General features: G+C 67.1%; 17 protein-coding genes. 8 read left to right on the plus strand and 9 right to left on the minus strand.

Features of this window, described 5'->3' with window-relative positions:
* The first annotated feature begins 341 nt into the window (after nucleotides 1-341).
* The 3 genes from M5E06_RS02315 to M5E06_RS02325 all read left to right on the plus strand — a co-directional run bounded on the left by M5E06_RS02315 (nucleotide 342) and on the right by M5E06_RS02325 (nucleotide 2,763).
* Nucleotides 342-647 (plus strand): STAS domain-containing protein, encoded by a 306-nt coding sequence (locus M5E06_RS02315; protein ID WP_252137003.1) that lies wholly within the window; start codon nucleotides 342-344, stop codon nucleotides 645-647.
* A 78-nt stretch (nucleotides 648-725) separates the two neighbouring features.
* Nucleotides 726-1,565, plus strand: coding sequence for an ATP-binding protein (locus M5E06_RS02320; RefSeq protein WP_252137004.1), 840 nt, complete (start codon nucleotides 726-728; stop codon nucleotides 1,563-1,565).
* 10 nt (nucleotides 1,566-1,575) lie between these two features.
* Nucleotides 1,576-2,763, plus strand: coding sequence for a PP2C family protein-serine/threonine phosphatase (locus tag M5E06_RS02325; RefSeq protein WP_252137005.1), 1,188 nt, complete (start codon nucleotides 1,576-1,578; stop codon nucleotides 2,761-2,763).
* Nucleotides 2,764-2,770: 7 nt separating this feature from the next.
* Here M5E06_RS02325 and M5E06_RS02330 read toward each other — a convergent pair whose 3' ends face one another.
* The 5 genes from M5E06_RS02330 to M5E06_RS02350 form a co-directional block, all read right to left on the minus strand.
* Nucleotides 2,771-3,559, minus strand: a complete 789-nt coding sequence (locus M5E06_RS02330; protein ID WP_109153729.1) for an NAD kinase — start codon at nucleotides 3,557-3,559, stop codon at nucleotides 2,771-2,773.
* Between the two features lie 221 nt (nucleotides 3,560-3,780).
* The gene (clpA, locus tag M5E06_RS02335) at nucleotides 3,781-6,096 is read right to left on the minus strand and encodes an ATP-dependent Clp protease ATP-binding subunit ClpA (protein WP_109075459.1); all 2,316 of its coding nucleotides are present in this window, start codon (nucleotides 6,094-6,096) and stop codon (nucleotides 3,781-3,783) included.
* Nucleotides 6,097-6,104: 8 nt separating this feature from the next.
* The gene (clpS, locus tag M5E06_RS02340) at nucleotides 6,105-6,431 is read right to left on the minus strand and encodes an ATP-dependent Clp protease adapter ClpS (RefSeq protein ID WP_063633957.1); all 327 of its coding nucleotides are present in this window, start codon (nucleotides 6,429-6,431) and stop codon (nucleotides 6,105-6,107) included.
* A gap of 359 nt (nucleotides 6,432-6,790) precedes the next feature.
* A complete protein-coding gene (locus tag M5E06_RS02345) occupies nucleotides 6,791-7,270 on the minus strand; it encodes a phasin family protein (RefSeq protein WP_252137006.1) in 480 nt (159 codons plus the stop codon).
* A 318-nt stretch (nucleotides 7,271-7,588) separates the two neighbouring features.
* Nucleotides 7,589-8,101, minus strand: a complete 513-nt coding sequence (locus M5E06_RS02350) for a phasin family protein (RefSeq protein ID WP_252137007.1) — start codon at nucleotides 8,099-8,101, stop codon at nucleotides 7,589-7,591.
* A 493-nt stretch (nucleotides 8,102-8,594) separates the two neighbouring features.
* Between M5E06_RS02350 and M5E06_RS02355 the strand changes: the two genes are divergently transcribed.
* Nucleotides 8,595-9,356: a proteasome-type protease gene (locus M5E06_RS02355; RefSeq protein WP_252137008.1), complete on the plus strand. Its 762-nt coding sequence runs from the start codon at nucleotides 8,595-8,597 to the stop codon at nucleotides 9,354-9,356.
* Between the two features lie 22 nt (nucleotides 9,357-9,378).
* Here M5E06_RS02355 and M5E06_RS02360 read toward each other — a convergent pair whose 3' ends face one another.
* The gene (locus M5E06_RS02360; protein ID WP_252137009.1) at nucleotides 9,379-10,101 is read right to left on the minus strand and encodes a hypothetical protein; all 723 of its coding nucleotides are present in this window, start codon (nucleotides 10,099-10,101) and stop codon (nucleotides 9,379-9,381) included.
* A 478-nt stretch (nucleotides 10,102-10,579) separates the two neighbouring features.
* On the opposite strand from M5E06_RS02360, the gene M5E06_RS02365 reads away from it, so the two are divergent.
* On the plus strand, nucleotides 10,580-11,830 hold the full coding sequence (locus M5E06_RS02365) for a D-alanyl-D-alanine carboxypeptidase family protein (protein WP_109153723.1): 1,251 nt from the start codon (nucleotides 10,580-10,582) through the stop codon (nucleotides 11,828-11,830).
* A 35-nt stretch (nucleotides 11,831-11,865) separates the two neighbouring features.
* Here M5E06_RS02365 and M5E06_RS02370 read toward each other — a convergent pair whose 3' ends face one another.
* The 3 genes from M5E06_RS02370 to M5E06_RS02380 form a co-directional block, all read right to left on the minus strand.
* Entirely contained in the window at nucleotides 11,866-12,657 is a 792-nt protein-coding gene (locus tag M5E06_RS02370) for a response regulator (protein ID WP_252137010.1), read from the minus strand.
* A 52-nt stretch (nucleotides 12,658-12,709) separates the two neighbouring features.
* Nucleotides 12,710-13,201, minus strand: coding sequence for an MmcB family DNA repair protein (locus tag M5E06_RS02375; RefSeq protein WP_252137011.1), 492 nt, complete (start codon nucleotides 13,199-13,201; stop codon nucleotides 12,710-12,712).
* Nucleotides 13,202-13,330: 129 nt separating this feature from the next.
* Complete coding sequence (locus M5E06_RS02380; RefSeq protein ID WP_252137012.1) at nucleotides 13,331-14,941, minus strand: PAS domain-containing sensor histidine kinase; 1,611 nt, start codon at nucleotides 14,939-14,941, stop codon at nucleotides 13,331-13,333.
* A gap of 260 nt (nucleotides 14,942-15,201) precedes the next feature.
* Here M5E06_RS02380 and M5E06_RS02385 point away from each other — a divergent pair, with 260 nt between their 5' ends.
* The 3 genes from M5E06_RS02385 (at nucleotide 15,202) to M5E06_RS02395 (ending at nucleotide 21,199) form a co-directional block, all read left to right on the plus strand.
* Nucleotides 15,202-16,644 (plus strand): hybrid sensor histidine kinase/response regulator, encoded by a 1,443-nt coding sequence (locus M5E06_RS02385; RefSeq protein ID WP_252137013.1) that lies wholly within the window; start codon nucleotides 15,202-15,204, stop codon nucleotides 16,642-16,644.
* A gap of 301 nt (nucleotides 16,645-16,945) precedes the next feature.
* Nucleotides 16,946-19,222 (plus strand): ATP-binding protein, encoded by a 2,277-nt coding sequence (locus tag M5E06_RS02390; protein WP_252137014.1) that lies wholly within the window; start codon nucleotides 16,946-16,948, stop codon nucleotides 19,220-19,222.
* A 588-nt stretch (nucleotides 19,223-19,810) separates the two neighbouring features.
* Nucleotides 19,811-21,199, plus strand: coding sequence for a bifunctional enoyl-CoA hydratase/phosphate acetyltransferase (locus M5E06_RS02395; protein ID WP_109153733.1), 1,389 nt, complete (start codon nucleotides 19,811-19,813; stop codon nucleotides 21,197-21,199).
* Nucleotides 21,200-21,209: the final 10 nt, after the last annotated feature.

Raw genomic sequence — 21,209 nt, forward strand, 5'->3', positions numbered from 1 at the left:
GAGGTTCTTGGTAAGGGCGGTTGGACGGGCGTGCGGACTGGGCGGGGCCCGGCGGTGGACGTCCGCGACTGGTGTATCTTTGAGCCGGCGATGCCGGTTCGGCACGCGGCGCGCGTGCCTTCCCGGATATGTTCTACTCCGTTGCGTACAACCCGTCCATGGGGGTGAATCCCGAGGCTGGCCATCGAAGCAATGTCGCAGTTCCGGGAAATACTGCGCAACCGCAGTATCGACACTTGAGACAAGGCGACGGAATGCACTACTGTGCATAAGCAATGTGCCTGGGTTTCGCGCGCATTCGTATGGATGCGGCCAAGGCTGCGGACCGGTTGAGGGGATTTATGGATTTCAAGACGACCAATACAGGCGATGCGACCGAAGTCAGGCTGACCGGCCGCCTGGAGTTCACCGACCATGACAAGCTGCACGAACTGGTGGACCTTTTGGGGCAGACCAGCACACGGCGCTTCGTCCTCGACCTGTCTGTGCTGGAGTTCGTCGACTCCGCCGGTCTCGGCATGTTGCTGATCCTCCAGGAAGAGGCCGAGAGCCGTGAAATGAAGATGGTCATTCGCGGCCCGGCGGGAGACGTCAGGCGGTCGATCGAACTCGCGCGGCTGAGCGAGATCATCACCATCGAGCCCTGAGCGGCCGAATTCGAACCGCGGGACGGAGCGATCCGATCCCGCCCGCCTGCCGGTTTCCGTCCGATGGGAGTTTGCCGCATGGACGCCGCTCATCACGACCGTAGGGCCGAGCTTCCGGCCGAAGCGGCTTTGCGTGGCTTCAGCCTGCTGCGCGACCGGGTGCCTGCCGACATGGCCGCCCGCGTCCTTGCGCGCTTCTGCGGAACGGACCAGCAGCCGGGCGACGGTTCGGCGTCGCCGGACGCGCGGCCGGGGGAGCGCTCAGGCGAGCGGCCGAGCGAAAATGTGGTGGAAACGCTGCTGATGGACCGGGCGGACCGCGACCGGCTGCGCGCCGCCTTCGACCGCGGCCCGTTCCTGACGGTAGAGCTGGGTGAGGGTGTCGACGAGGCGGCGGCCCTGCTGGACGACTGGTCGGGCGCGCTGGCGGCGGACCATCCGGACCTGCCCGGATTCTATCTGTCGCTGACCACCGGTACCGCCTATGGCCTGCAATGCCCGGTGCTGGTCTGCGACGAGCTGGTGCGGCGCGGCGCGCTCGATCCGCAACGCCGCTCCAACGTGGAACTCTGCCTGCACGAGGCGGTCGCCAACGCCATCGTCCACGGCAACCTCGGCCTTTCCAGTGCGGTGAAGGGGGAGCCCGGCGGCTACCGCCGCTTCAGCGAGATGATGCGCGACCGGCTGGGCGATCCCGCCGTGGTGCGGCGGCGGCTGGACATCTTCTGCCGCTGGAACGAGCGCAGCATCGCCATCGCGGTGGTGGACCAGGGCGGCGGATTCGACACCGAACTGGCTCCGGCCGTCAGCGGCAACAAGGCGCGTTCGGGCCGCGGCTTCGTCTTCATGCGCACGCTGGCCTCACGGGTGACGGTGACCGATGGCGGGCGCTGCACCGTCCTGCAGTTCGAGCGCTGACGGAGCGTCCATGGCCGGGCCCGCCCTGTCGTTGTCGGACTGCCGTGTCCTGATCGTCGACGACAACGAATTCAACCGCAAATCCCTTGCCCTGGTGATCCGCCGCGCCGGCATCACCGACATCGCCTTCGCCGAGAACGGCCGGGAAGGGCTGGCGGCCGTCGACCGCTTCCGCCCCGACCTCGTCCTGCTCGACGTCGACATGCCGGTGATGAACGGCTGGCAGATGTGCGAGGCGCTGCGCCGCAACGCCACCCACGAAGAGCTTCCAGTGCTGTTCCAGACCGCGCTGGACAGCGACGAGGAGCAGGTGCGCTGTTTCGAGGCCGGCGGCAGCGACTTCATCTCCAAGCCGATCAAGCCGGGCGAATGCGTGGCCCGCGTTCGCCACCAGTTGGAGAAGCGCAAGCTGTTCGGCGACCTTGCCGCCTTCCGCGAGCGGGTCCAGCGCGAGCTGTCGCATGCCCGCGCCATGCAGACCTCGCTTCTGCCGGAGAACCGCCGGCTGGCCGAGGTGGCCGACCGCTATGGCCTGACGCTGGATGCGCATTTCGAGACGTCGTCGGAACTGGGCGGCGATTTCTGGGGCCTCTACCCGTTGGGCGACCGGCGGCTGGGGCTGCTGATGGTCGATTTCGCGGGGCACGGCATCACCGCGGCGATCAACACCTTCCGCCTGCACACGCTGATCGACCGTTTCCCGATGCAGCACATGGCGCCGTCGCAATGGCTGGTGCAGTTGAACGCCGCCCTGAAGGACGTGCTGCCGACGGGGCAGTTCGCCACCGCCTTCTTCGGCATCCTCGACCTTGCCATCGACACGCTGACCTTCGCCGCGGCGGGTTCGCCCAACCCGGTTCTGGGAACGCCGTCCGCCACAAGGGGAAACGCACCGGACATCCGCCTGCTCGATTCGGCGGGGCTGGTGCTGGGCGCCTCGCGCCGGGCGCAGTATGTCGATCAGAGCCATCGCCTGCCGCGTGGCGGCTTCCTGTTCCTGTACAGCGACGCCCTAATCGAATGCGGTGGTGAGGAGTGCGGCCCGCTGGGGCAGGACGCGGTGCCCGACTTCGTCCGCGACGGGCTGGCCCGCGACCGCCAGCGTCCGCTGCGCCCGATGATGGACAGCTTCTATGCCCGCACCAACCTGCCGCTGCGCGACGACCTGACCGCCGTCTGGGTGGCCAGACGGGCGTAAGGGTGGGTCAGGGCGCGAACTGTTCCTTCAGGATGCGTTCCTCGAAGTTCAGCTCAGGGTCGAACAGCAGGGTCAGGCCGACGTCGCGGCATTCCTGTACCTCGACCCGCAGGACCTCGCGCACTTCGGTGAAGTCGGCGACGGCGCTGACCGGGCGCTTGGTTTCCTCCAGCACGTCGAAGCAGATGCGGGCGGCATGGGGAAGCAGGGCGCCGCGCCAGCGCCGCGGGCGGAAGGCGCTGATCGGGGTCAGGGCCAGCACGCCGGCGTTCAGCGGCACGATCGGACCATGGGCCGACAGGTTGTAGGCGGTGCTGCCGGCCGGCGTCGCCACCAACGCGCCGTCGCAGATCAGCTCCGGCAGCCGGACCACCCCGTCGATGGTGATGCGCAGCTTCGCCGCCTGCCGCGTCTCGCGCAGAAGCGACACCTCGTTGATGCCCAGCGCCTCCACCCGTTCGCCGTTCACCCGTGTGGCCACCATGCGCAGCGGGTGCAGGTTGACATGCTGGGACGCGACGATGCGCTCGGCCAGATCCTCCTCGCGGTAGACATTCAGCAGGAAGCCGACCGAGCCGCGATTCATGCCGTAGACCGGCGTCGGCCGTTGGCGGTTGCGCGTCAGCGCGCGGTGAAGGGTTTCCAGCAGGAAGCCGTCGCCGCCCAGCGCGACGATCACGTCGGCCTCGTCCGCGGTGGCGTTGCCGTAGCGGTGGACCAGCCGGGTGCGGGCGGCCCGCGCCTCCTCCGTGTCGGCGCAGGCGAAGGCGATGCGCAACGCGTCGGGCGCGGGCATCAGGGGAGCCTGCGCGTCGGCGGAGTGGGGAAGGGCGGGCGCAGCGGCGGACTGCATGGCGACGGGATCGGTCATGCCGCGACCATAGCGCAGTCCGGCAGTCGCGCAAAAGTATCGCGCGGTGACGAGGCGATGCAAAAGAGCGCATCCGTCGGCGGCACAACGAAAAAGGGGACCGCGGACGGCCCCCTTTTTTACGATATGGAACGGACGGGCCGAGGTTACTCGACCATCTCCGACACCATCTCCTCGTCATCGTCGCCGGAGGTGCGCTTCGGCCGGTTGCCTTCGGCATAGTCGAAGGCCGGCTTGTCGTCCTTGACGGTGACCTTGACCAGACCGCCCTTGCTGAGCTTGCCGAACAGCAACTCTTCCGCCAGCGGCTTCTTGATGTACTCCTGGATCACGCGGCCAAGCGGGCGGGCGCCATAGAGCGGGTCGTAGCCCTTCTTGCCCAGCCACTCGCGCGCCTCTTCGTTCAGCTCGATGGACACGCCGCGGTCTTCCAACTGCGCTTCCATCTGCATGATGAACTTGTCGACGACGCGGTTGATGACCTCCTGCGTCAGCGGCGCGAACGGGATGATCGCGTCGAGACGGTTGCGGAACTCCGGCGTGAACATCTTCTCGACCGCTTCGATGTCCTCGCCGACCCGGCGGTCACGCTCAAAGCCGATGGCGGGCTTGGCCATGTCGGCGGCTCCGGCGTTCGAGGTCATGATCAGGATGACGTTGCGGAAATCGACGATCTTGCCGTTGTGATCGGTCAGCTTGCCGTGGTCCATGATCTGCAACAGGATGTTGAACAGATCCGGATGGGCCTTCTCGATCTCGTCCAGCAGCAGGACGCAGTGCGGGTGCTGGTCGATGGCGTCGGTCAGCATGCCGCCCTGGTCGAAGCCGACATAGCCCGGCGGGGCGCCGATCAGGCGCGACACCGTGTGCCGCTCCATATACTCGGACATGTCGAAGCGGGTCAGCTCGATGCCCAGCGTCATGGCGAGCTGGCGGGCCACCTCGGTCTTGCCGACACCGGTGGGGCCGGTGAACAGGTAGTTGCCGATAGGCTTCTCCGGCTCGCGCAGGCCGGCACGGGCCAGCTTGATTGCGGAGACCAGCGCGTCGATCGCCTTGTTCTGGCCGAAGACCATGGTCTTCAGGTCGCGCTCAAGGTTCAGCAACGTTTCCTTGTCGTCGCGGCTGACCGACTTCGGCGGGATGCGGGCGATCTTGGCGACCACCGCCTCCACGTCCTTCACGCCGATCTTCTTGCGACGCTTGTTCTCCGGCAGCAGCATCTGCGCCGCACCGACCTCGTCGATGATGTCGATGGCTTTGTCGGGCAGCTTGCGGTCGCCGATATACTTGGCCGACAGCTCCACCGCGACGCGGATGGCGTCGTTGGTGTAGGTGACCTTGTGGTGCTTCTCGTAGTAGGGCTTCAGGCCTTGCAGGATCTTGATCGCATCCTCGACCGACGGCTCGTTGACGTCGATCTTCTGGAAGCGGCGGACCAGCGCCCGGTCCTTCTCGAAGTAGCTGCGGTATTCCTTGTAGGTGGTCGAGCCGATGCAGCGCAGCGAACCCGACGCCAGCGCCGGCTTCAGCAGGTTCGAGGCATCCATTGCACCGCCCGAGGTGGCGCCGGCGCCGATCACCGTGTGGATCTCGTCGATGAAGAGGATCGCCCCCTCCGTCGCCTCAAGCTCCGACACGACGGCCTTCAGCCGCTCCTCGAAATCGCCGCGATAGCGGGTGCCGGCCAGCAGCGAGCCCATGTCGAGCGCGAAGATGGTGGCGTTGCGCAGCACCTCCGGCACTTCCTGCTGGACGATGCGGCGGGCGAGGCCCTCGGCGATGGCGGTCTTGCCCACACCGGGGTCGCCGACGTAGAGCGGGTTGTTCTTCGACCGCCGGCACAGGATCTGGATGGTCCGTTCGACCTCCTGCTCCCGGCCGATCAGCGGATCGATCTTCCCGCCGGACGCCTTCTTGTTCAGGTTGACACAATACGCCTCTAGCGCTTCGCTGCCTTTTTTCACGACCTTCTCCGCCGCCGCCTCGTCGTCAGCGCCCGAGACACGCTTTGTTTCCGAGCGGCCCGGAGCCTTCGCGATTCCGTGAGAGATGTAGTTGACCGCGTCGAACCTGGTCATCTCCTGCTCCTGCAGGAAATAGACCGCGTGGCTCTCGCGTTCAGAGAACAAGGCAACGAGCACATTTGCTCCCGTCACCTCCTCACGTCCCGACGACTGGACGTGGATGGCCGCACGCTGCAGAACCCGTTGGAAACCAGCCGTCGGCTTGGCATCATCAGGCCTGTTCGTGATAAGGTTCGCCAGTTCGTTGTCGAGGTAATCCGACAGTTCCGCGCGCAGACGGTCGAGGTCGATCCCGCAAGCGCGCAAGACGGCGGTAGCATCGGAGTCTTCGGTCAACGCGAGCAGAAGATGTTCGAGCGTCGCGTATTCATGCCTGCGCTCGTTCGCGTGGGCCAGGGCTCGGTGCAGCGTCTGTTCCAGGTTACGCGACAGCATGTGTGGGTCTAATCCTTTTCTAACGTGCATTGCAGCGGATGCTGGTGCTGGCGCGCAAAGTCCATCACCTGCGTGACTTTCGTCTCCGCCACCTCGTAGGTGAACACGCCGCACAACCCCACACCCCGCCGGTGCACATGCAGCATGATCTGGGTCGCTTCCTCCCGCGATTTGCTGAAGAAGCGTTCGAGAACGAGAACGACGAACTCCATCGGAGTATAATCGTCGTTCAACATCAAGACCTTATACATCGACGGCTTTTTGGTCTTTGGCTTGGCCTTTACGACCACGCCGCTGTTCGTGCCGTCGTTGCCCTGCTTGTCAGAGTCGGCCATGGTCCCAGTCGAATGTCATCGCGATGCACTGTCACTGTGAATGATATGGTCATTTCGGGCGCGGTGGGAAGGGGCCGTTTTCGGTCTCCCTCCATTTGGCAGACCCTCCTTTGGTCCGGTCGGCCGTCCGATACCCCAAAATAGGAGACACCCCTTCCGGTTGGGCTGCAATCGGCGGGAAACCCTAAGTCTTTGTGCGGTATCGCCAGAACATGGGGCCAGGGCAGGGGGCTTCCGGACGCAAAACGGCCCGGCACCCCTGTGCGGGATGCCGGGCCGCTGCGATGCGGTCGGTCAGGTGGGCATAGGATGCCCGCCGATCAAGCCGGGAGGATCAAATCCCGGCCCGTGGGCGCCGGTCAGGCGGCGACCTGCTTCTTCGACAGGACCTCGACCGTGGCGTTGACGCGGGCGCTCAGCGGAGCCAGCGCCTCGTTGGCGACCTTGACGGTCAGCTCCTGCAGCTTGGTGCTCTCGGACACGAAGGCGTCGAGGCTGGCCTTGGTGTAGGCCTTCTGCAGTTCGACCAGTTCCTGGATCGTCTTCACCGCCAGCATGGACTTGGCGTTCGACACGCTCTTCTCCAACGAGGATTGGGTGAAGGCGGCGACCTGCTTGCCGGCCTCTTCCGCGCCCTTGGCAACGACGGTGCCGGACTGCACGAAGGCGTCGACGTTCCCCTTGGTGAGGGCGGTCAGCTCCTCATAGCCCTTCATCACCTGGGCGGAGGCCTTTTCCATCTGCTCCTGCTGGGCCTTCACGAGGCCTTCCAGGTTCTGCTTGGCGGTGGCGATGGCGTCTTCGACGGACTTGGTGACGGCGGCGATCTGGTCGGACATGGCTATGCTCCTCGCGCTCTCTCAGGGGTCAACCGCGCGGCCCCGACGATGCGGCAACCGGGCGCGGAGTGGGTTGAGGCCCTCGGACCCCGAAGGACCGGGCGCCCGAGATATGCTGCACCGCAGCATGAGCGGAATGTAGGGAAATTCGGGCGCGGAGTCAATGGGTATTGTGCACTGCACAAAAGCCGTCGGCGTGCATCGGACGGAACCTGGAACGCAAAACGGCCCGGCAACCGTGTGGTGGTTGCCGGGCCGTCTGCGGGGCCGGGGTCCAGGGCTGAACCCCGGCCTTCAGGTCTCGTCCAATCGGGCCGATCAGGCGGCGATCGGCTTGGAGAAGGTCTCCACCGTCGCGGTGACGCGGGCGTTCAGCGGGGCCAGCGCCTCGTTGGTGACCTTGGTGGTCAGCTCCTGCAGGCGGCTGGTCTCGGCCAGCATCGCGTCGAAGCTCGACTTCAGGAAATCGTTCTGCAGCTCAACCACTTCCTGCAGCGACTTGGCGGTTAGCAGGGCCTTGCCGGTGGTGATGGACTTGTCCAGCGCCGACTGGCCATAGGCGACGACCTCGCGGCCCAGATCCTCGGCGCCCTTGGCGGCGATGGTGCTGCTGGCGATCAGCGCCTCGACATTGGCCTTGCCGGTGGCCTGCAGGTCCTCATAGCTCTTCAGCAGCTGGGCGGCAGTCTTCTCGAACTGCTCCTTGGCGGCGGTCGCGGTCTGCTCGAACTGCTTGACCGTCTGCTCCTGACCGGCCTTCACCAAACCTTCGTACTGCTCCTTGGCCTGGGCGGCGACGTTCTCGAGCGACTTCGGCGTAAACTGGTTCATGACGCGCGTTCCTTCCTGGCTGATGCCGGCGTATGGAGAGTGGGCCCGCCGCAAAGCGTGGCGCGGAGCCGGCCGGCAGCGGTGTGCGTTGCGTTTTTACGTTGTGCAGCCGTTGTCACGGTTTTCCAGGCGACCGCGGGTCAGTCCCGAAAAATGCTGCACTGCAATATAAGGGTTTTATGGGCTAAGCACTGCGCGGTGTCAACAGTCCGTTCGGCGGGTATGCGGCGTACTCCGTTGTGCCGACCTTACCCCGAAAGCGTGAAATTCCTGTGACGCCATAGCCGCCTTCGTTGTGGACGGAGGCGGCGGTCGCGGAAGCGGCGGCAAGTCTTCGACGGAGACTGTCCTTAACGAAGACTTTACCGGCGCTGGGACAAGTGTAGCGTGGCCGTGGAGGGGATTCGCCTCGGCCATTGGTCAGGTGCGGCGCTTGGACGCGGCGCGTCGGGCCATCCCTTCGTCAGGCCGCATCTTCGGGACCATTTCGACCATGACCTATTGCCTTGGCATCAAGACCCGCGACGGCCTGATCGGTCTGTCGGACGGCCGGATCACCAGCGGATCGCAACTGTCGTCGGCCCGCAAGGTGACGATGATGGGCAGCGGCGGCGACCGCTTCTTCATCATGAACTCCGGCCTGCGCAGCGTCCGCGACAAGACGCTGGCCTATCTGCGCCGCGACATGCAGAAGCGCCGGGGCGAGGCCTATGCCACCATGCTGGATGCGGTGTCGGCCTTCACCGCCTGCCTGCGGCAGGTCGCCGCGGAGGATCGGGAGTCGCTGGAGGCGTCCAAGCTGCACTTCAACCTGCACGCCATCATCGGCGGCCAGCTTGCCGAGGACCGCGAACCCTCCATGTTCCTGGTCTATCCGGAGGGCAACTGGATCGAGGTGGACGAACGCACGCCCTACCTGTCGATCGGCGCCACCGCCTACGGCAAGCCGATCCTGGATCGCGCGCTGACCTACGGCACCGACATGCAGACGGCGCTGAAGCTGGCCTATCTGTCCTTCGACAGCACCCGCTTCTCCACCAACGACGTCGGCTTCCCCATCGACATGGTGTCCTACCATGCGGAGTCGCGCAGCTGGCGCCAGTCGAACTACGACTATGATGATCTCAGCGAACAGCGCCAGTGGTGGAACCGCAACCTGACGGAACTGGCCCGCCGCATGCCGGACGGCCCCTGGGTCGAGACGCTGGTCCCGGAAGAGATGCGTCCGCGCCAACCGGCCGAAGAGGCGGTCTGACGGGCGGCGGCCCGACTGGCGATCAGTTCCCCGGAAGGGCGCTCAGCAGCAGCGCCCCGAAGGGGGCGGTCGGGCCAACCAGCCCGTAGTTGCCCAATCCATCCCGGCCGACCTGAATCTCGAAGAACACCCCGCCGTCGGCCAGTTGGCCGGAGGAGGGCAGGGTGCGTGGCGCGTCGTCGGGGTCCGGCAGGCCGGGGAAGGCGACGCCGGTCGGGTCGAGGCCGCGCAGAAGCTCGGGGAAACGGGCGTCGGTGAAGTGGCTGGATGGGTAGGGAAAGGCGGTGAAGAACCACTGTCCGGCACGGCAGCCGTTGATCAGCCAATAAAAACCGTTGGACGGCAGCCGCAGCCCCTGGGGAGGCGGGTCGAACGCCCCATCGTCGCGCAGGCGGCCGATGAAGTTGTCATATTGCGCCGCGGTCAGCTGCAGGGTCGCCGTGCGGCCGCGCGCCGCGGAGAACGGGTCGGTCAGCGTCATGCGGGCGAGGTCGGTCGCCTCGATCACATGCGCCTCCACCGCGGCGCCGCCGCGGTCGGGATCGCCGACGACGTCATAGGTGCGCACGTGCCGATTATAGTCGGCGTTGAAGATCAGGCGGAAGCGGTCGGCGCCGTCCTTGCCGCAGCGCGACCGCAGATCGTCGCCGTTGAGATAGCTGAACCAGGTCAGCTTGCGCGCCAGCGGATTGTCGGTCGGTCCCACCGAGCCGCAGCCGGCGAGCGCCAGCAGGGAGGCGGCCATGGCCGCCGCCATCGCCCCCCGCGCGAAACGACGGGCCAGGCCATGGCGGAAAAGAGTGGCCGGAACGGTTCTTTGATGACCACGACTCATTGTCGCTTGCCTCGCGTCTGCGGCCCCTGGTAGGTGGAGAAGAAAGGGCGCTGCGGCAAGCCCCGGATGGCGGGCTTCGGCCTGTCGGATGGCGCCGGTAACCCGTCTGCCCCCTGCCGTAACCCTTCCGCTGTGCCGTGTCCGCCGTTCCTTTCCCTCGTCATGCAGGACCCGCAATTTTGGCCACAGAAACTGCGAAAAGCCAAAGCAGTAAATTAACGAATTCATGCTAGACACTGATTTCGCACGAATTTACCATTGAACCAAGCACCAGTATCTAGCGGTTGGCGGGGCCATCATGAGTGTAACGCGCAGCACCGTTCGTAACGGATTGTTTCCGTTCGCCTTTCGCGCGGCGGACACGAACGGGGGGCGGAGTTCGGCGGGTGTGGGTCGCCATTTGTTCGCGGCCGCCGCGCTGCTGGGCATGGTGGCCGCCGGGTCCGGCCTGTCCGCCGCCGAGGCGCTGGCGGCAAAGGCCGCGGCCATCGTCGTCGATGCCCGGACCGGGCAGGTGCTGATCGATCAGGATGCCGATGCGATCACCTATCCGGCGTCCCTGACCAAGATGATGACCCTGTACCTGACTTTCGACGCGCTGGATGACGGTCGCCTGACCCTCGACCAGCAGTTGCCGGTCTCGTCCTGGGCAGAGAGCATGTCGCCGACCAAGCTGGGCCTGCGCGCCGGCCAGACCCTGAAGGTGGAGACGGCGATCCTCGGCCTCGTCACCAAGTCGGCCAACGACGCCGCGGTGGTGCTGGCGGAGGCGCTGGGCGGCACCGAGTCGCGCTTTGCCGAGATGATGACCCGCAAGGCCCGTGAAATCGGCATGCGCCACACCGTCTACCGCAACGCCTCCGGCCTGCCGAACATGGAGCAGGTGACGACCGCCCGCGACTACGCGATGCTGTCCCGCGCGCTGATGCGCGACCATGCCAAGTACTACCCGTATTTCAGCCGCCGCAACTTCGCATATGGCGGCCGCACCCTGGCCAACCACAATCACCTGATGTCCCGCTACGAAGGGATGGACGGAATCAAAACCGGCTACACTGTGGCATCCGGCTTCAACCTCGCCGCGTCGGCGGTGCGGGACGGGCGCCGTCTGGTCGGCGTTGTGCTGGGCGGCAAGTCGGCCGTGTCGCGCGACAACAAGATGGCGGCCCTGCTCGATCAAGCCTTCGGCCGGCCCAGCCGGGGCAACGAGGACGCGCCGGTGGTGGCGAGCCTCGACACCACGCGCTCCGACGCCATCGACGGCGAGGGGGATGACGATGAAGAGCCGGTGGTGAAGGCCAAGCCGGTTCGCGCTTCCCTGCAGACGGCGGCGATCCCGGTCGCGGCTCCGAAGGAAGAGAAGGCGAGCCGCGGCAGCGCCTCTTCGCACTGGGGCGTCCAGGTCGGCGCCTTCTCCAGCAAGGCGGCCGGCAACAAGGCGGTGAGCCAAGCCGTCAAGCAGGCGCCGTTCCTGCTGCGGACGGCCAAGCCCAGTGTCGTGCAGGCGAAGACCGGCAAGGAGACCGTCTACCGTGCCCGCCTGACCGGACTGGACGAGAAGGACGCCCGCAAGGCCTGCGCCGTTCTAACCAAGCACGGTCACCACTGCGTCGCCGTGTCGCCGGGCGAGCGGGGCTGACGGCAGCCGCCGCGGGCAGCCGCGGGCGGCCGGGCTCAGTCCCGCGTCGCGGCGGCGCTCCGCTTCAGGAACCCGATGGCCGGCGCCAGCGTGCCGGCCAGTTCCTCGGCCAACAGCGCCTGATCGGCGCCCGGCTGCTCCAGGCCCGCTTCCAGGGCACGGGCCGCCCGACGCAAGGCCAGACAGCCATATTGGCCCGACACGCCGGCGATCTTGTGGGCTATCGCCCCGGCCGTTGCCCGGTCCCCCGCCTTCAGCGCCGCGGCCAGCGCCTGCCCATGCTGGTCCAGAACCGCAGCCGTCCGGTCGAGCAGTTCGGCGGCGCGGACGGCGGGCAGCATCTCCCGCATTGTTCTGATCGCCCCCTTGTCGAAGGCCGGCCCGGTCGACGGTGGTGCGGCTTGTGGCCCGTCTCCCGGCATGGAGGACAAGGCGTCCAGCCGCAGCGGCTTGGTCAGCATGCCGTCGGCGCCGCTGTCGGTGCAGCGGGCGCGTCCTTGCGCGGTGGCGCTGGCGGTCAGCATGAGAATGCGCGGAGCGGCGCCGTTCGGCTGCCGGCGGATGGCGCGGACCGCCTCGTCGCCGGGCAGGCCGGGCAGGTCCAGATCCATCAGGATCAGGTCGAAGCCGCCCTGCGCAGCCGCCGCGACGGCGGCCGGGCCATCCTCCACCGCCACCACCCGATGGCCGGCACGTTCCAGCAGGACGCGGGCGGCAAGGCGGGTGACCGTTTCGTCCTCCGCCAGCAGGATCTGCAAGGGCTGTGCTCCGCCCGTCCGGTCCGCCGTCATGCCGATCCGCTCTCCCTGGTTGATACGATCGCCCACTCTACCCGGTTTCGCGCCCTGGCGCACCGGTAAGGTCAGGGGAGCGGCGGGATCACACCGTGGGCGAGGCCTGGGTGAACATCGGATCCTCGATCCGGTGCAGGCGCCCGGCGCCGGTCATCGCGGCGCGCAGCAGCAGGGTCTTGCGGCGGGCGGCGGCCAGCTTGGCGATCGGCGCCTCGCGCAGGACCTCCGCGCCATAGGCGTCGGCAACCATCAGCCCGCAATCCTCCGGGATCAGTTCGGTCGGGAACCCGTCGTCGACGGCAAAATAGAAGGCGTCGCACCAGTCGCGATACTCCTGCCATTTCTGATCGGAGCGGAAATCGGGAACGCCGCTCTTCACTTCGACGATCAGAATGCTGCCGGCTTCGTCGATGGCCAGCACGTCGGCCCGCCGGCCGCTCGCCAGCCGGAATTCGGTCAGGGTCGCATAGCCGCGCAGCGCCAGCGCCCGCCGCACGCCACGGAAGATCGGCGGAGCACCCCCGGCCGGGAGACCGGAGTCGCTGTCGGATACCGGAATGGCAAAATCGTCGCTCATGGCGCGGTGCCACCATCGAAATAGGAACGGGTGGGGAACATGGCCCCACAATGACCGGTCGGCGCGTCGCCGCCAAGGGGCAAAAATATGGCTGGTCGCGATCAAGCCACCCCAATCAGGCCGCCCCAGTCAGCTTGGCAGAATGACCGGGGGCAGGGGGGCCGGACGGCAGCGGTCGCGCGGCAGGCTGCGCTCGGCGGGGAAGACCAGCACCGCCGCGGTACCGACCCCCGGCTGGCTGGTCAGCTCCAGCCGTCCGCCATGCATCTCAACCAGCCGCTTGACGATCGGCAGCCCCAGCCCGGTCCCGCGGGAGTTGCGGGCGATGGTGGAGTCCGACGGTTCGAAGGGGTGGAGGATGTGCGGAAGGTCGGCGGTCGGAATGCCGACGCCGGTGTCGGCCACCATCAGCCCGAGCCCGCCGTCGGGCATGAGATTCACGGTCAACACCACTTCGCCGCCAGGACGGGTGTGGGTGACGGCGTTCGACAGCAGGTTGGTCAGCATCTGGATCAGCGCCTGGGCGTCGCCCCGCAGCAGGGGCAGGCCGGCCGGCACCTCCCGGCGCATGCGGACGTCGCCTTCCGCCGCCGCCTCCTGCAGGGCGGAAACGACCCGCAGCGACAGCGTGTCCAGATCCACTCCGTCCTCCGCCAGCGGCATCCCGCCGCTGTCCAGGCGCGACAGCTCCAGAATGTCGTCGATCAGCGCCAGCAGGTGGGTGCCTGCATCGCGGATGTCGCCGGCATAGCTGCGGTAACGTGGATTGCCCAGCGGCCCGAACGGCTCCGACAGCAGCATTTCCGAGAAGCCCAGCACCGCATTCAGCGGCGTGCGTAGCTCGTGGCTCATCTGGGCCAGGAAGGCGCTCTTGGCGCGGCTGGCGCTTTCCGCTTCCGCTCGGGCGGCGCGTGCCTCCGTCTCACGGATGCGCAGCCGTTCCTCGTTCAGCTTCAGCGTGGTGACGTCGGTGTAATGGACCAGGACGCCGCCCGGCACCGCATGTTCGCGGCTGAGCAGCCAGCGCCCATCGGGCAGCGGCACCACCACCGGCGGCTCCTGGCGGCGATGGCGCTCCAGACGCGCCGTCATCCAGACCGCACGCTCCTCATCGGTGGTCAGGCGCGGATCGGCCAGGGCGAAGCCGCGGGCCAACTCCTCGAACGGCACGCCGGGAACCAGCCGGTCGGCCAGGGCAGGCAGGTCCTTCTTCAGTCGGCCGTTGGCGTGGACCAGACGGTCCGCGTGATCGAACAGGGCGAAGCTCTCGGCGCTGTGTTCCAGCGCCGCGGTCAGGCTTTCGGCCAGCGCCTCCGCCACGGACGGGTTCTCGGGGCCGAGATCGGTCAGGATGGCGCACAGGCCGCCGGGGGCCGGTCCGGCCGCAACCCGCCAGCGCACCGGCGTCGTCCCGCGCCGGGCGGCGACGGTGCGCTCCACCGGGCCATGCAGGGCATCGGCCAATGCGGCGAACAGTCCGGGGCAGGCGGCATCAGTGCCACCCCCGCGCAGCCGCTTGCCGGTCAGCGGAGCGACGCCCAGCAGCCGCTCCGCCGCCGGGTTGACCGACTGCCATTCCAGGTCCGTCAGCGCGCCGGTGCAATCGGTGTGCGCTTTGAAGAGGGCGACGGCGTCCGCTAGTTGCAGCATGGCGAACAGCAGCGGATCGATCGACGGGAATTTCCCGGCCTCGGCCCTGTCGTGCCCACCTTCGGCACAAGTCTGCGCGTCGCAATCCATTCCACCATCATTGCGGGCCATTCCTAAAAAACACTGAAGGCCCGGCTTGGAAGGTCATCGAATATTTGTCGAATTGTAACAGGAGAGGCTGACTGTTGAATCAGTTTTGTGGATTTGTCGAAAAAGCAACGAAAGGTTTGATTGAGGATACCGTTATGATCTTCGCGTGAAGTCTGCCGAATGGCGGGCTTTGCAACGGGCCGCGCCTTCCATAGTGTTGAGTCCTATCGGAGCATGAGGCATGGGATGCAGGTGTGACCGTGAACGGCAGCCAAGACGACGCCGGCGGTGCTGTGCCGGCCATTCTGGTGTTCGGAGCCAACGGACTGCTGGTCGATTGGACGCCCGCGGCAGCGGACCTGCCCGCGCTCGCCGGCCGCCTGATCGCCGGTCTGTCGGCCGAGGAACTGTGCGCCCACCTCTCCTCCGGCGCGGAAACGGGCTTGAGTCCAACGGGCGTAATGCCGGAGCACACGGTCCTGCCGCTTGCCGGCGGCGGCGTGGTGTGGCGGTTCCACGGTTCGCCTTCGTCATCGAATTCCCGCAAGGTTGCCGCCTCGCCGATGAGCGATCCCGCCGGGCGCCTTTTCGCCGCCGCGAGCCATGACCTGCGCCAGCCTTTGGCGGCGCTGTCCCTGCTGATCGGCACGCTCGATGGCAGGTTGGGTGGCAGGCTTGATGGCCGGCAGGATCGCGACCTGCTGCGCTCGATGGCCCAGGCGGTGGAATCGATGCGCAGCATGGTCGACGGCCATTTCGACCTTGTCCGTCTGGAAAGCGGCCTCACCGAGCCGGACATCCGCACCCACGCGGTCAACGGCGTGCTGATGCGCCTCGCGCTGGAGGTGGCGCCGCGCTTTGCCGACCGTGGGCTGCGTTTCACCGTGATGCCCTGTTCCGCCATGGTGCGGACCGATTCCGCTTTGCTCGAACGTCTGCTGCATGGCCTGGTTGCCAATGCCCTGCGCGGGACGATCCGGGGCCGCGTGCTGCTGGGCTGCCGCACGCGCGGCGACCGTCTGCGCATCGAGTTGTGGGATAGCGGCCGTGGCCTGTCGCCGCAACGTCTGGCCTCCCTGCGGGCGGAACTGGCGAAGCCGGCCGGCGAAGGGGCGGGAACGCTGGGGCTGGACCTGACCCTGGTGCGCGGCCTTGCGCGGAAGCTCGGCCTTGGGCTGGAAGTCTGCGCCGAGGAGGGGCGGGGCACCGTCATCGCCGTCGTGGTTCCCCTGTCGGTCGAAACGGGCGCCGACGCGACCGATGCCTCCGGCCGGGCGGAGGCCGTCGCGGCCCCGGCGCCGGACAGCAGCACCGCCGACATCAGCCGCACCCGCATCCTGGTGATCGAGGACGACCCCATGGTGCTGGCCGCACTGGAGGCGCTGCTGGGGCAATGGGGGTGCAGCGTCGTCGGGGCCGAGTCCTACGACATGGCCGTCGAACGGATCGGTCCGGTCCCGGAGCCCTTCGACCTCGTCATCTCCGATCTGCGGCTGAAGGGAGCGGCCAACGGCATCGTCGCCATCCGGCAGATCGCCAAGCTGTTCGACCGTCCCGTGCCCGGCATGATCCTGACCGGCGATACCGATCCCAAGCGCCTGCGCGAGGCGCGGTTGTCCGGATACCCTCTGCTGCACAAGCCGGTCGCGCCGCTCGCCCTGCGTGCCGCCGTCGTCCGCCTGCTCGGGCATGATCCCCTTTGATAACAAAGATCAAGTTTGGAAATTGGGCCTTCCGGAAAAGCGTGTCGAATATATAGTGTCGCATCTTTCGCCCCCTGCTGCAGTGCAGTGACATTCCTGAAACAGAGGCGGGGGATGCGGCGAAATGCAACAAGGTTGCGACGTTTATTCGCAAGGCAAGCCCATTCTTCTCCTCCAATCGGTGGAGTGAACTCTTCCTTTGGTTTGATGATGAACTTTAACATACCCAATTATGCTTTTCTTTCGCTATGATCCGGTTTGAGCAGCGACTGTTCGAACGGGTTGGGTGGAGGGCGTTCGGATGAACCGGCGATATCGGGCGGGGGGAAGGACGGCAGCGCTGCCGGTGATCATCATCGCCGGGCTGTTCCTGTCGCTTTCGGCCTTTCTGCTGGTCCGCAGCGCGACAAGCCAAGCCGAACATGCCCTGGCCGACCGTCAGGCGATCCAGCTCCACGACGAGTTGAAGGCGAGCTTCGAGCATCAGAGCGTGCTGCTGCGTGCGCTCAGCGGTCCGTTGGCCGGCCCCGCCCCGGTGACGGATGCGAGCTTCGCATCGGCGGCCGAACCGCTGCTGCCGCTTTATCCCAATCTGCGGGCGGTTGCCTGGGCGCGGCGGATTTCCGAACGGAACGTGCCGCTGCTTGAGCGGGCGATGCACTCGGCCGGCTACACCTCGTTCGCGGTTCGCAATGCCGATGGGGGAAGCGGTCCGGAATACGGAAGCCGTCCCGAATACGACACCACCGGGATGGCAGCCGACCGGTTCGTCAACGTGCTGGCCGAACCACAATCCGCGGCCGGACTGATCGGCCTCGACATGGCCAGTCTTCCCGGCCAGCGCGACGTGCTGGTGCGGTCCTGCGCCGCCAATCGTCTGGTCGCGGCCGAAGGCGAGCTGTTACGGGCGAATTTGGGCGAGAATTCCGTGCTGCTCTACCTGCCGGTCTATACCCGCGAAGTCGAAGACGATCCGGGCCGGCTGGTCGAACCCATCGTCTGCGATCTGCTCACCGGTTTCCTGTGGACCAGTTTCGACATCGGGCAGTTGCTGCGGGATGCGGTGCGCCGGGTCGGCCTTTCCATCGGCGACGTCTATCTTCTGGAGCCGCCGGTCCGGCCGGATATGGGCGTGCCACGGATGCTGGCCGCCGAAGGGGCGATCGGCCGTCCCGGAGAGCTGCCCCATCCGCCGGTCGATCCCCTCACCGTCGAGCAGCTGACGGGAGACGCGGCGCCGCATGCCATCGTCCGCGACATCGCCTTCGCCGGGCGTGTGTGGCGGCTCTATGTGCTGCCGGACGCGGCGCGACTGTTCAGCGCGGACGACCGGTTGGCCTGGACCATGCTGATCGGCGGGATTCTCCTGACCGCGGGCGTCGCGGCCTATGTCCTGCGGGAAGCGCGCACCAAGCGCCTGCTGCGGACCGAGGCGCGTGCCCGTGCCGCCATGGCCCGCGCCCTGCGCGAGAGCGAGGAACGCTTCCGGCTGGCGCTACGCTATTCCAAGGTCACGCTGTTCAGCCAGGACTGTAACCTGAGGCATCTGTGGATCTATTGCCCGCGCACCGACCTGCATCCGGAGCGGATGATCGGCCGGACCGATGCCGAGCTGTTCCCGGCGGACGAGGCGGCGCGGATGTCGGCCATCAAGCGGTCCGTGATCGAAAGCGGCATCGGCACCCGGTGCGAGCTGGAGGTGACCTATGGCGGCAGCCGGCGGGTGCTCGACCTGTCGGTGGAGCCGATGCGCGACGAAACCGGGGCGGTGGCCGGCGTCGTCTGCGCCGCCATCGACATGACGGAATCGGTCGAGATCCGGGAGGCGCTGTCCCGCGCCCATGCCGATGCGGAGCGGGCCAATCAGGCGAAGAGCCGCTTCCTGGCCGCCGCCAGCCACGATCTCCGCCAGCCTTTCCAGGCGATGAGCCTGTTCCACCACATCCTGATGAGCAAGCTGGACGATCCTCAGCAGGTGGAGGTGGCGAACAAGCTGGGGGAGGCGCTGACCGCCGGCAACACGCTGCTGTCCACCTTGCTCGACACCTCCGCGCTGGAGGTCGGCAACGTCAAGCCGCGGGTCGCGGAATTCGATGTCCAGGACATCCTCGCCCGGCTGTCGGTCGAGATCGGCGATCAGGCGATCGACCGCGGGCTCCAGCTGCGGACCGTCGACTGTTCCGCCCGGGTGCAGAGCGATCCGATCCTGCTGGAGCGGATGGTCCGCAACCTGCTGGTCAACGCCCTGCGCTACACCACGGAGGGACGGATCCTGCTGGGCTGCCGGCGCCGGTCCGACGCCGATGGCGGGTTCCGCCTGTCCATCGAGGTGTGGGACACCGGCCCCGGCATTGCCGAGGCGGAAATGGCGGCGATTTTCGAGGATTTCTACCGCTGCGGCACCGACCAGCGCGACAGCGGCCGGGGACTGGGGCTGGGGTTGTCCATTGTCCGCCGCATGTCCCAGATGCTCGATCATCCCGTCACCGTGCGGTCGCAGGTGGGGCGCGGCACCGTCTTCGCCGTCAGCGTGCCGCTGGTCGAGCAGCGCTGCCATTGCAGCGCCGCGGCGGAGTGAGCAGCCGCCCCCGCCTCCTGTCCTGGGCCTCCTGTCCCGGTTCCTCCATACCGCAGCGCGCAATGGTGGCAGTTCTGCCGGCGGGTCCGCTTTTCTCGTCCGCGTCCGCGCAAGTTTCGGTTATGCTGCGGCTGCTCACTGCACCGAAACGATCCCAGTAACCCAGCTGCAACAATAGCTTGGCGACTTTATTGATGTAGGTCATTGGGCCCCCTCGCCATAGGGGCTATTGCTTTCGCACAAGCACACTCCTTGGATAATCCTTGGAGGGCGAAGGTTCCGCTTCGACGGAGCCCAACAAGACGGAGTCCGGCCCGTCGCCATGGCATGCCCCCTGAAGGGCGCCGATGGCAGCGTGAACCGGGCTTGGGAGGATACGGCCTGCCGCCGCGACGGATGCCCCGGTCCAACGGGGCATCCGGTCCGGTCACCGGCATTCGGGCATCCGCCGCCTTGGGGCGGGGTCCGTTGGTCGGGCGCCGCGATCCTTTTCAGGAGCATTCTAGTATGGACACCGCCATCGCCGCCCTCTCCGCCGCCCCGGCGGGTCGCAGCGGCCTCGTTCCGACCGGCAAGAACGGCAGCCCCATGATCGAAAACGTCACGTTCGAGGAAATCCACATCGGCCAGCAGGCCAGCCTGTCGCGCCGCCTGACCATGTCCGACATCGAGCTGTTCGCGACGGTGTCCGGCGACCTCAACCCGTCCCATGTCGACGAGGATTACGCCGTCGACCACAAGGTGGTCGGGCATGGCATGTGGTCGGGCTCGCTGATCTCCGCCGTTCTCGGCACCCTGCTGCCAGGCCCCGGCACCGTTTATGTCGGCCAGGATCTGCGGTTCGAGCGTCCGGTCCTGCTGGGCGACATCGTCACCGTGACGGTCACCGCCAAGTCCAAGGATGCGGTGCGCAAGACGGTCGTCTTCGACTGCCTCGCCGCCAATCAGGACGGCAAGACCGTTGCGACCGGCATCGCCGAGGTGATCGCCCCGACCGAGAAGGTGCGCCGCGCCGCCGCGGAACTGCCGCAGGTGCAGGTGATCCGCCATGACGGTCACGAGCTGATGCTGAAGAAGTGCGAGTCGCTGCCGCCGGTGCCGACCGCCGTCGTCCACCCCTGCGACGAAAGCTCGCTGCGCGGCGCCGTCGAGGCTGCGGAAGCCAACCTGATCGATCCGGTTCTGGTCGGTCCGGAAGCCAAGATCCGCTCCGTCGCCGAGACGTACGGCCTGGACATCTCGCGCTACCGCATCGTCGACGTCGCCCACAGCCATGCCTCTGCCGAGACCGGCGTGCGGCTGGCCCGCACCGGCGAGTGCGAGGCGGTGATGAAGGGCAGCCTGCACACCGACGAACTGATGGGCGAGGTGGTGCGGAAGGAGACGGGCTTGCGCACTGGCCGCCGGCTCAGCCACGTCTTCGTGATGAACGTCCCGACCTACCCGCGTCCGCTGCTGATCACCGATGCGGCGATCAACATCTACCCGACGCTGGAGGACAAGGTCAGCATCGTGCAGAACGCCATCGACCTCGCCAAGGTGCTGGGCGTCGAGGTGCCGCGCGTCGCCATCCTGTCGGCGGTCGAGACCATCAACACCAAGATCGCCTCGACGCTGGAAGCCGCCGCGCTGTGCAAGATGGCCGACCGCGGCCAGATCACCGGCGGCATCCTCGACGGCCCGCTGGCCTTCGACAACGCCATCAGCCGCGAGGCCGCCATCACCAAAGGCATCAAGTCCGAGGTGGCCGGGCAGGCCGACATCCTGCTGGTCCCCGACCTGGAGGCCGGCAACATGCTGGCCAAGCAGCTGTCCTTCCTGGCCCATGCGGACGCCGCCGGCATCGTGCTGGGCGCCCGCGTGCCGATCATCCTGACCAGCCGCGCCGACAATGTGCGCACCCGTCTGGCGTCCTGCGCCGTGGCCGTCCTGTCGGCCGCCGCCCGCCGCCGTGGCGCCACCGCCGCGGCCGAGTGAGAAAGCCCGA

Origin of the sequence: Azospirillum sp. A1-3, from assembly GCF_023806445.1 — a bacterium.
GTDB lineage: Bacteria > Pseudomonadota > Alphaproteobacteria > Azospirillales > Azospirillaceae > Azospirillum.

What these genes read in the sequence shown, in the direction of transcription:
- M5E06_RS02390 (WP_252137014.1), top strand. Translation starts at nt 16,946, where the DNA reads ATGAACCGGCGATATCGGGCGGGGGGAAGGACGGCAGCGCTGCCGGTG.
- M5E06_RS02325 (WP_252137005.1), top strand. Translation starts at nt 1,576, where the DNA reads ATGGCCGGGCCCGCCCTGTCGTTGTCGGACTGCCGTGTCCTGATCGTC.
- M5E06_RS02355 (WP_252137008.1), top strand. Translation starts at nt 8,595, where the DNA reads ATGACCTATTGCCTTGGCATCAAGACCCGCGACGGCCTGATCGGTCTG.
- M5E06_RS02330 (WP_109153729.1), bottom strand. Translation starts at nt 3,559, where the DNA reads ATGCCCGCGCCCGACGCGTTGCGCATCGCCTTCGCCTGCGCCGACACG.
- clpS (WP_063633957.1), bottom strand. Translation starts at nt 6,431, where the DNA reads ATGGCCGACTCTGACAAGCAGGGCAACGACGGCACGAACAGCGGCGTG.
- M5E06_RS02395 (WP_109153733.1), top strand. Translation starts at nt 19,811, where the DNA reads ATGATCGAAAACGTCACGTTCGAGGAAATCCACATCGGCCAGCAGGCC.
- M5E06_RS02315 (WP_252137003.1), top strand. Translation starts at nt 342, where the DNA reads ATGGATTTCAAGACGACCAATACAGGCGATGCGACCGAAGTCAGGCTG.
- M5E06_RS02320 (WP_252137004.1), top strand. Translation starts at nt 726, where the DNA reads ATGGACGCCGCTCATCACGACCGTAGGGCCGAGCTTCCGGCCGAAGCG.
- M5E06_RS02345 (WP_252137006.1), bottom strand. Translation starts at nt 7,270, where the DNA reads ATGTCCGACCAGATCGCCGCCGTCACCAAGTCCGTCGAAGACGCCATC.
- M5E06_RS02375 (WP_252137011.1), bottom strand. Translation starts at nt 13,201, where the DNA reads ATGAGCGACGATTTTGCCATTCCGGTATCCGACAGCGACTCCGGTCTC.
- clpA (WP_109075459.1), bottom strand. Translation starts at nt 6,096, where the DNA reads ATGCTGTCGCGTAACCTGGAACAGACGCTGCACCGAGCCCTGGCCCAC.
- M5E06_RS02360 (WP_252137009.1), bottom strand. Translation starts at nt 10,101, where the DNA reads ATGGCCGCCTCCCTGCTGGCGCTCGCCGGCTGCGGCTCGGTGGGACCG.
- M5E06_RS02350 (WP_252137007.1), bottom strand. Translation starts at nt 8,101, where the DNA reads ATGAACCAGTTTACGCCGAAGTCGCTCGAGAACGTCGCCGCCCAGGCC.
- M5E06_RS02380 (WP_252137012.1), bottom strand. Translation starts at nt 14,941, where the DNA reads ATGGATTGCGACGCGCAGACTTGTGCCGAAGGTGGGCACGACAGGGCC.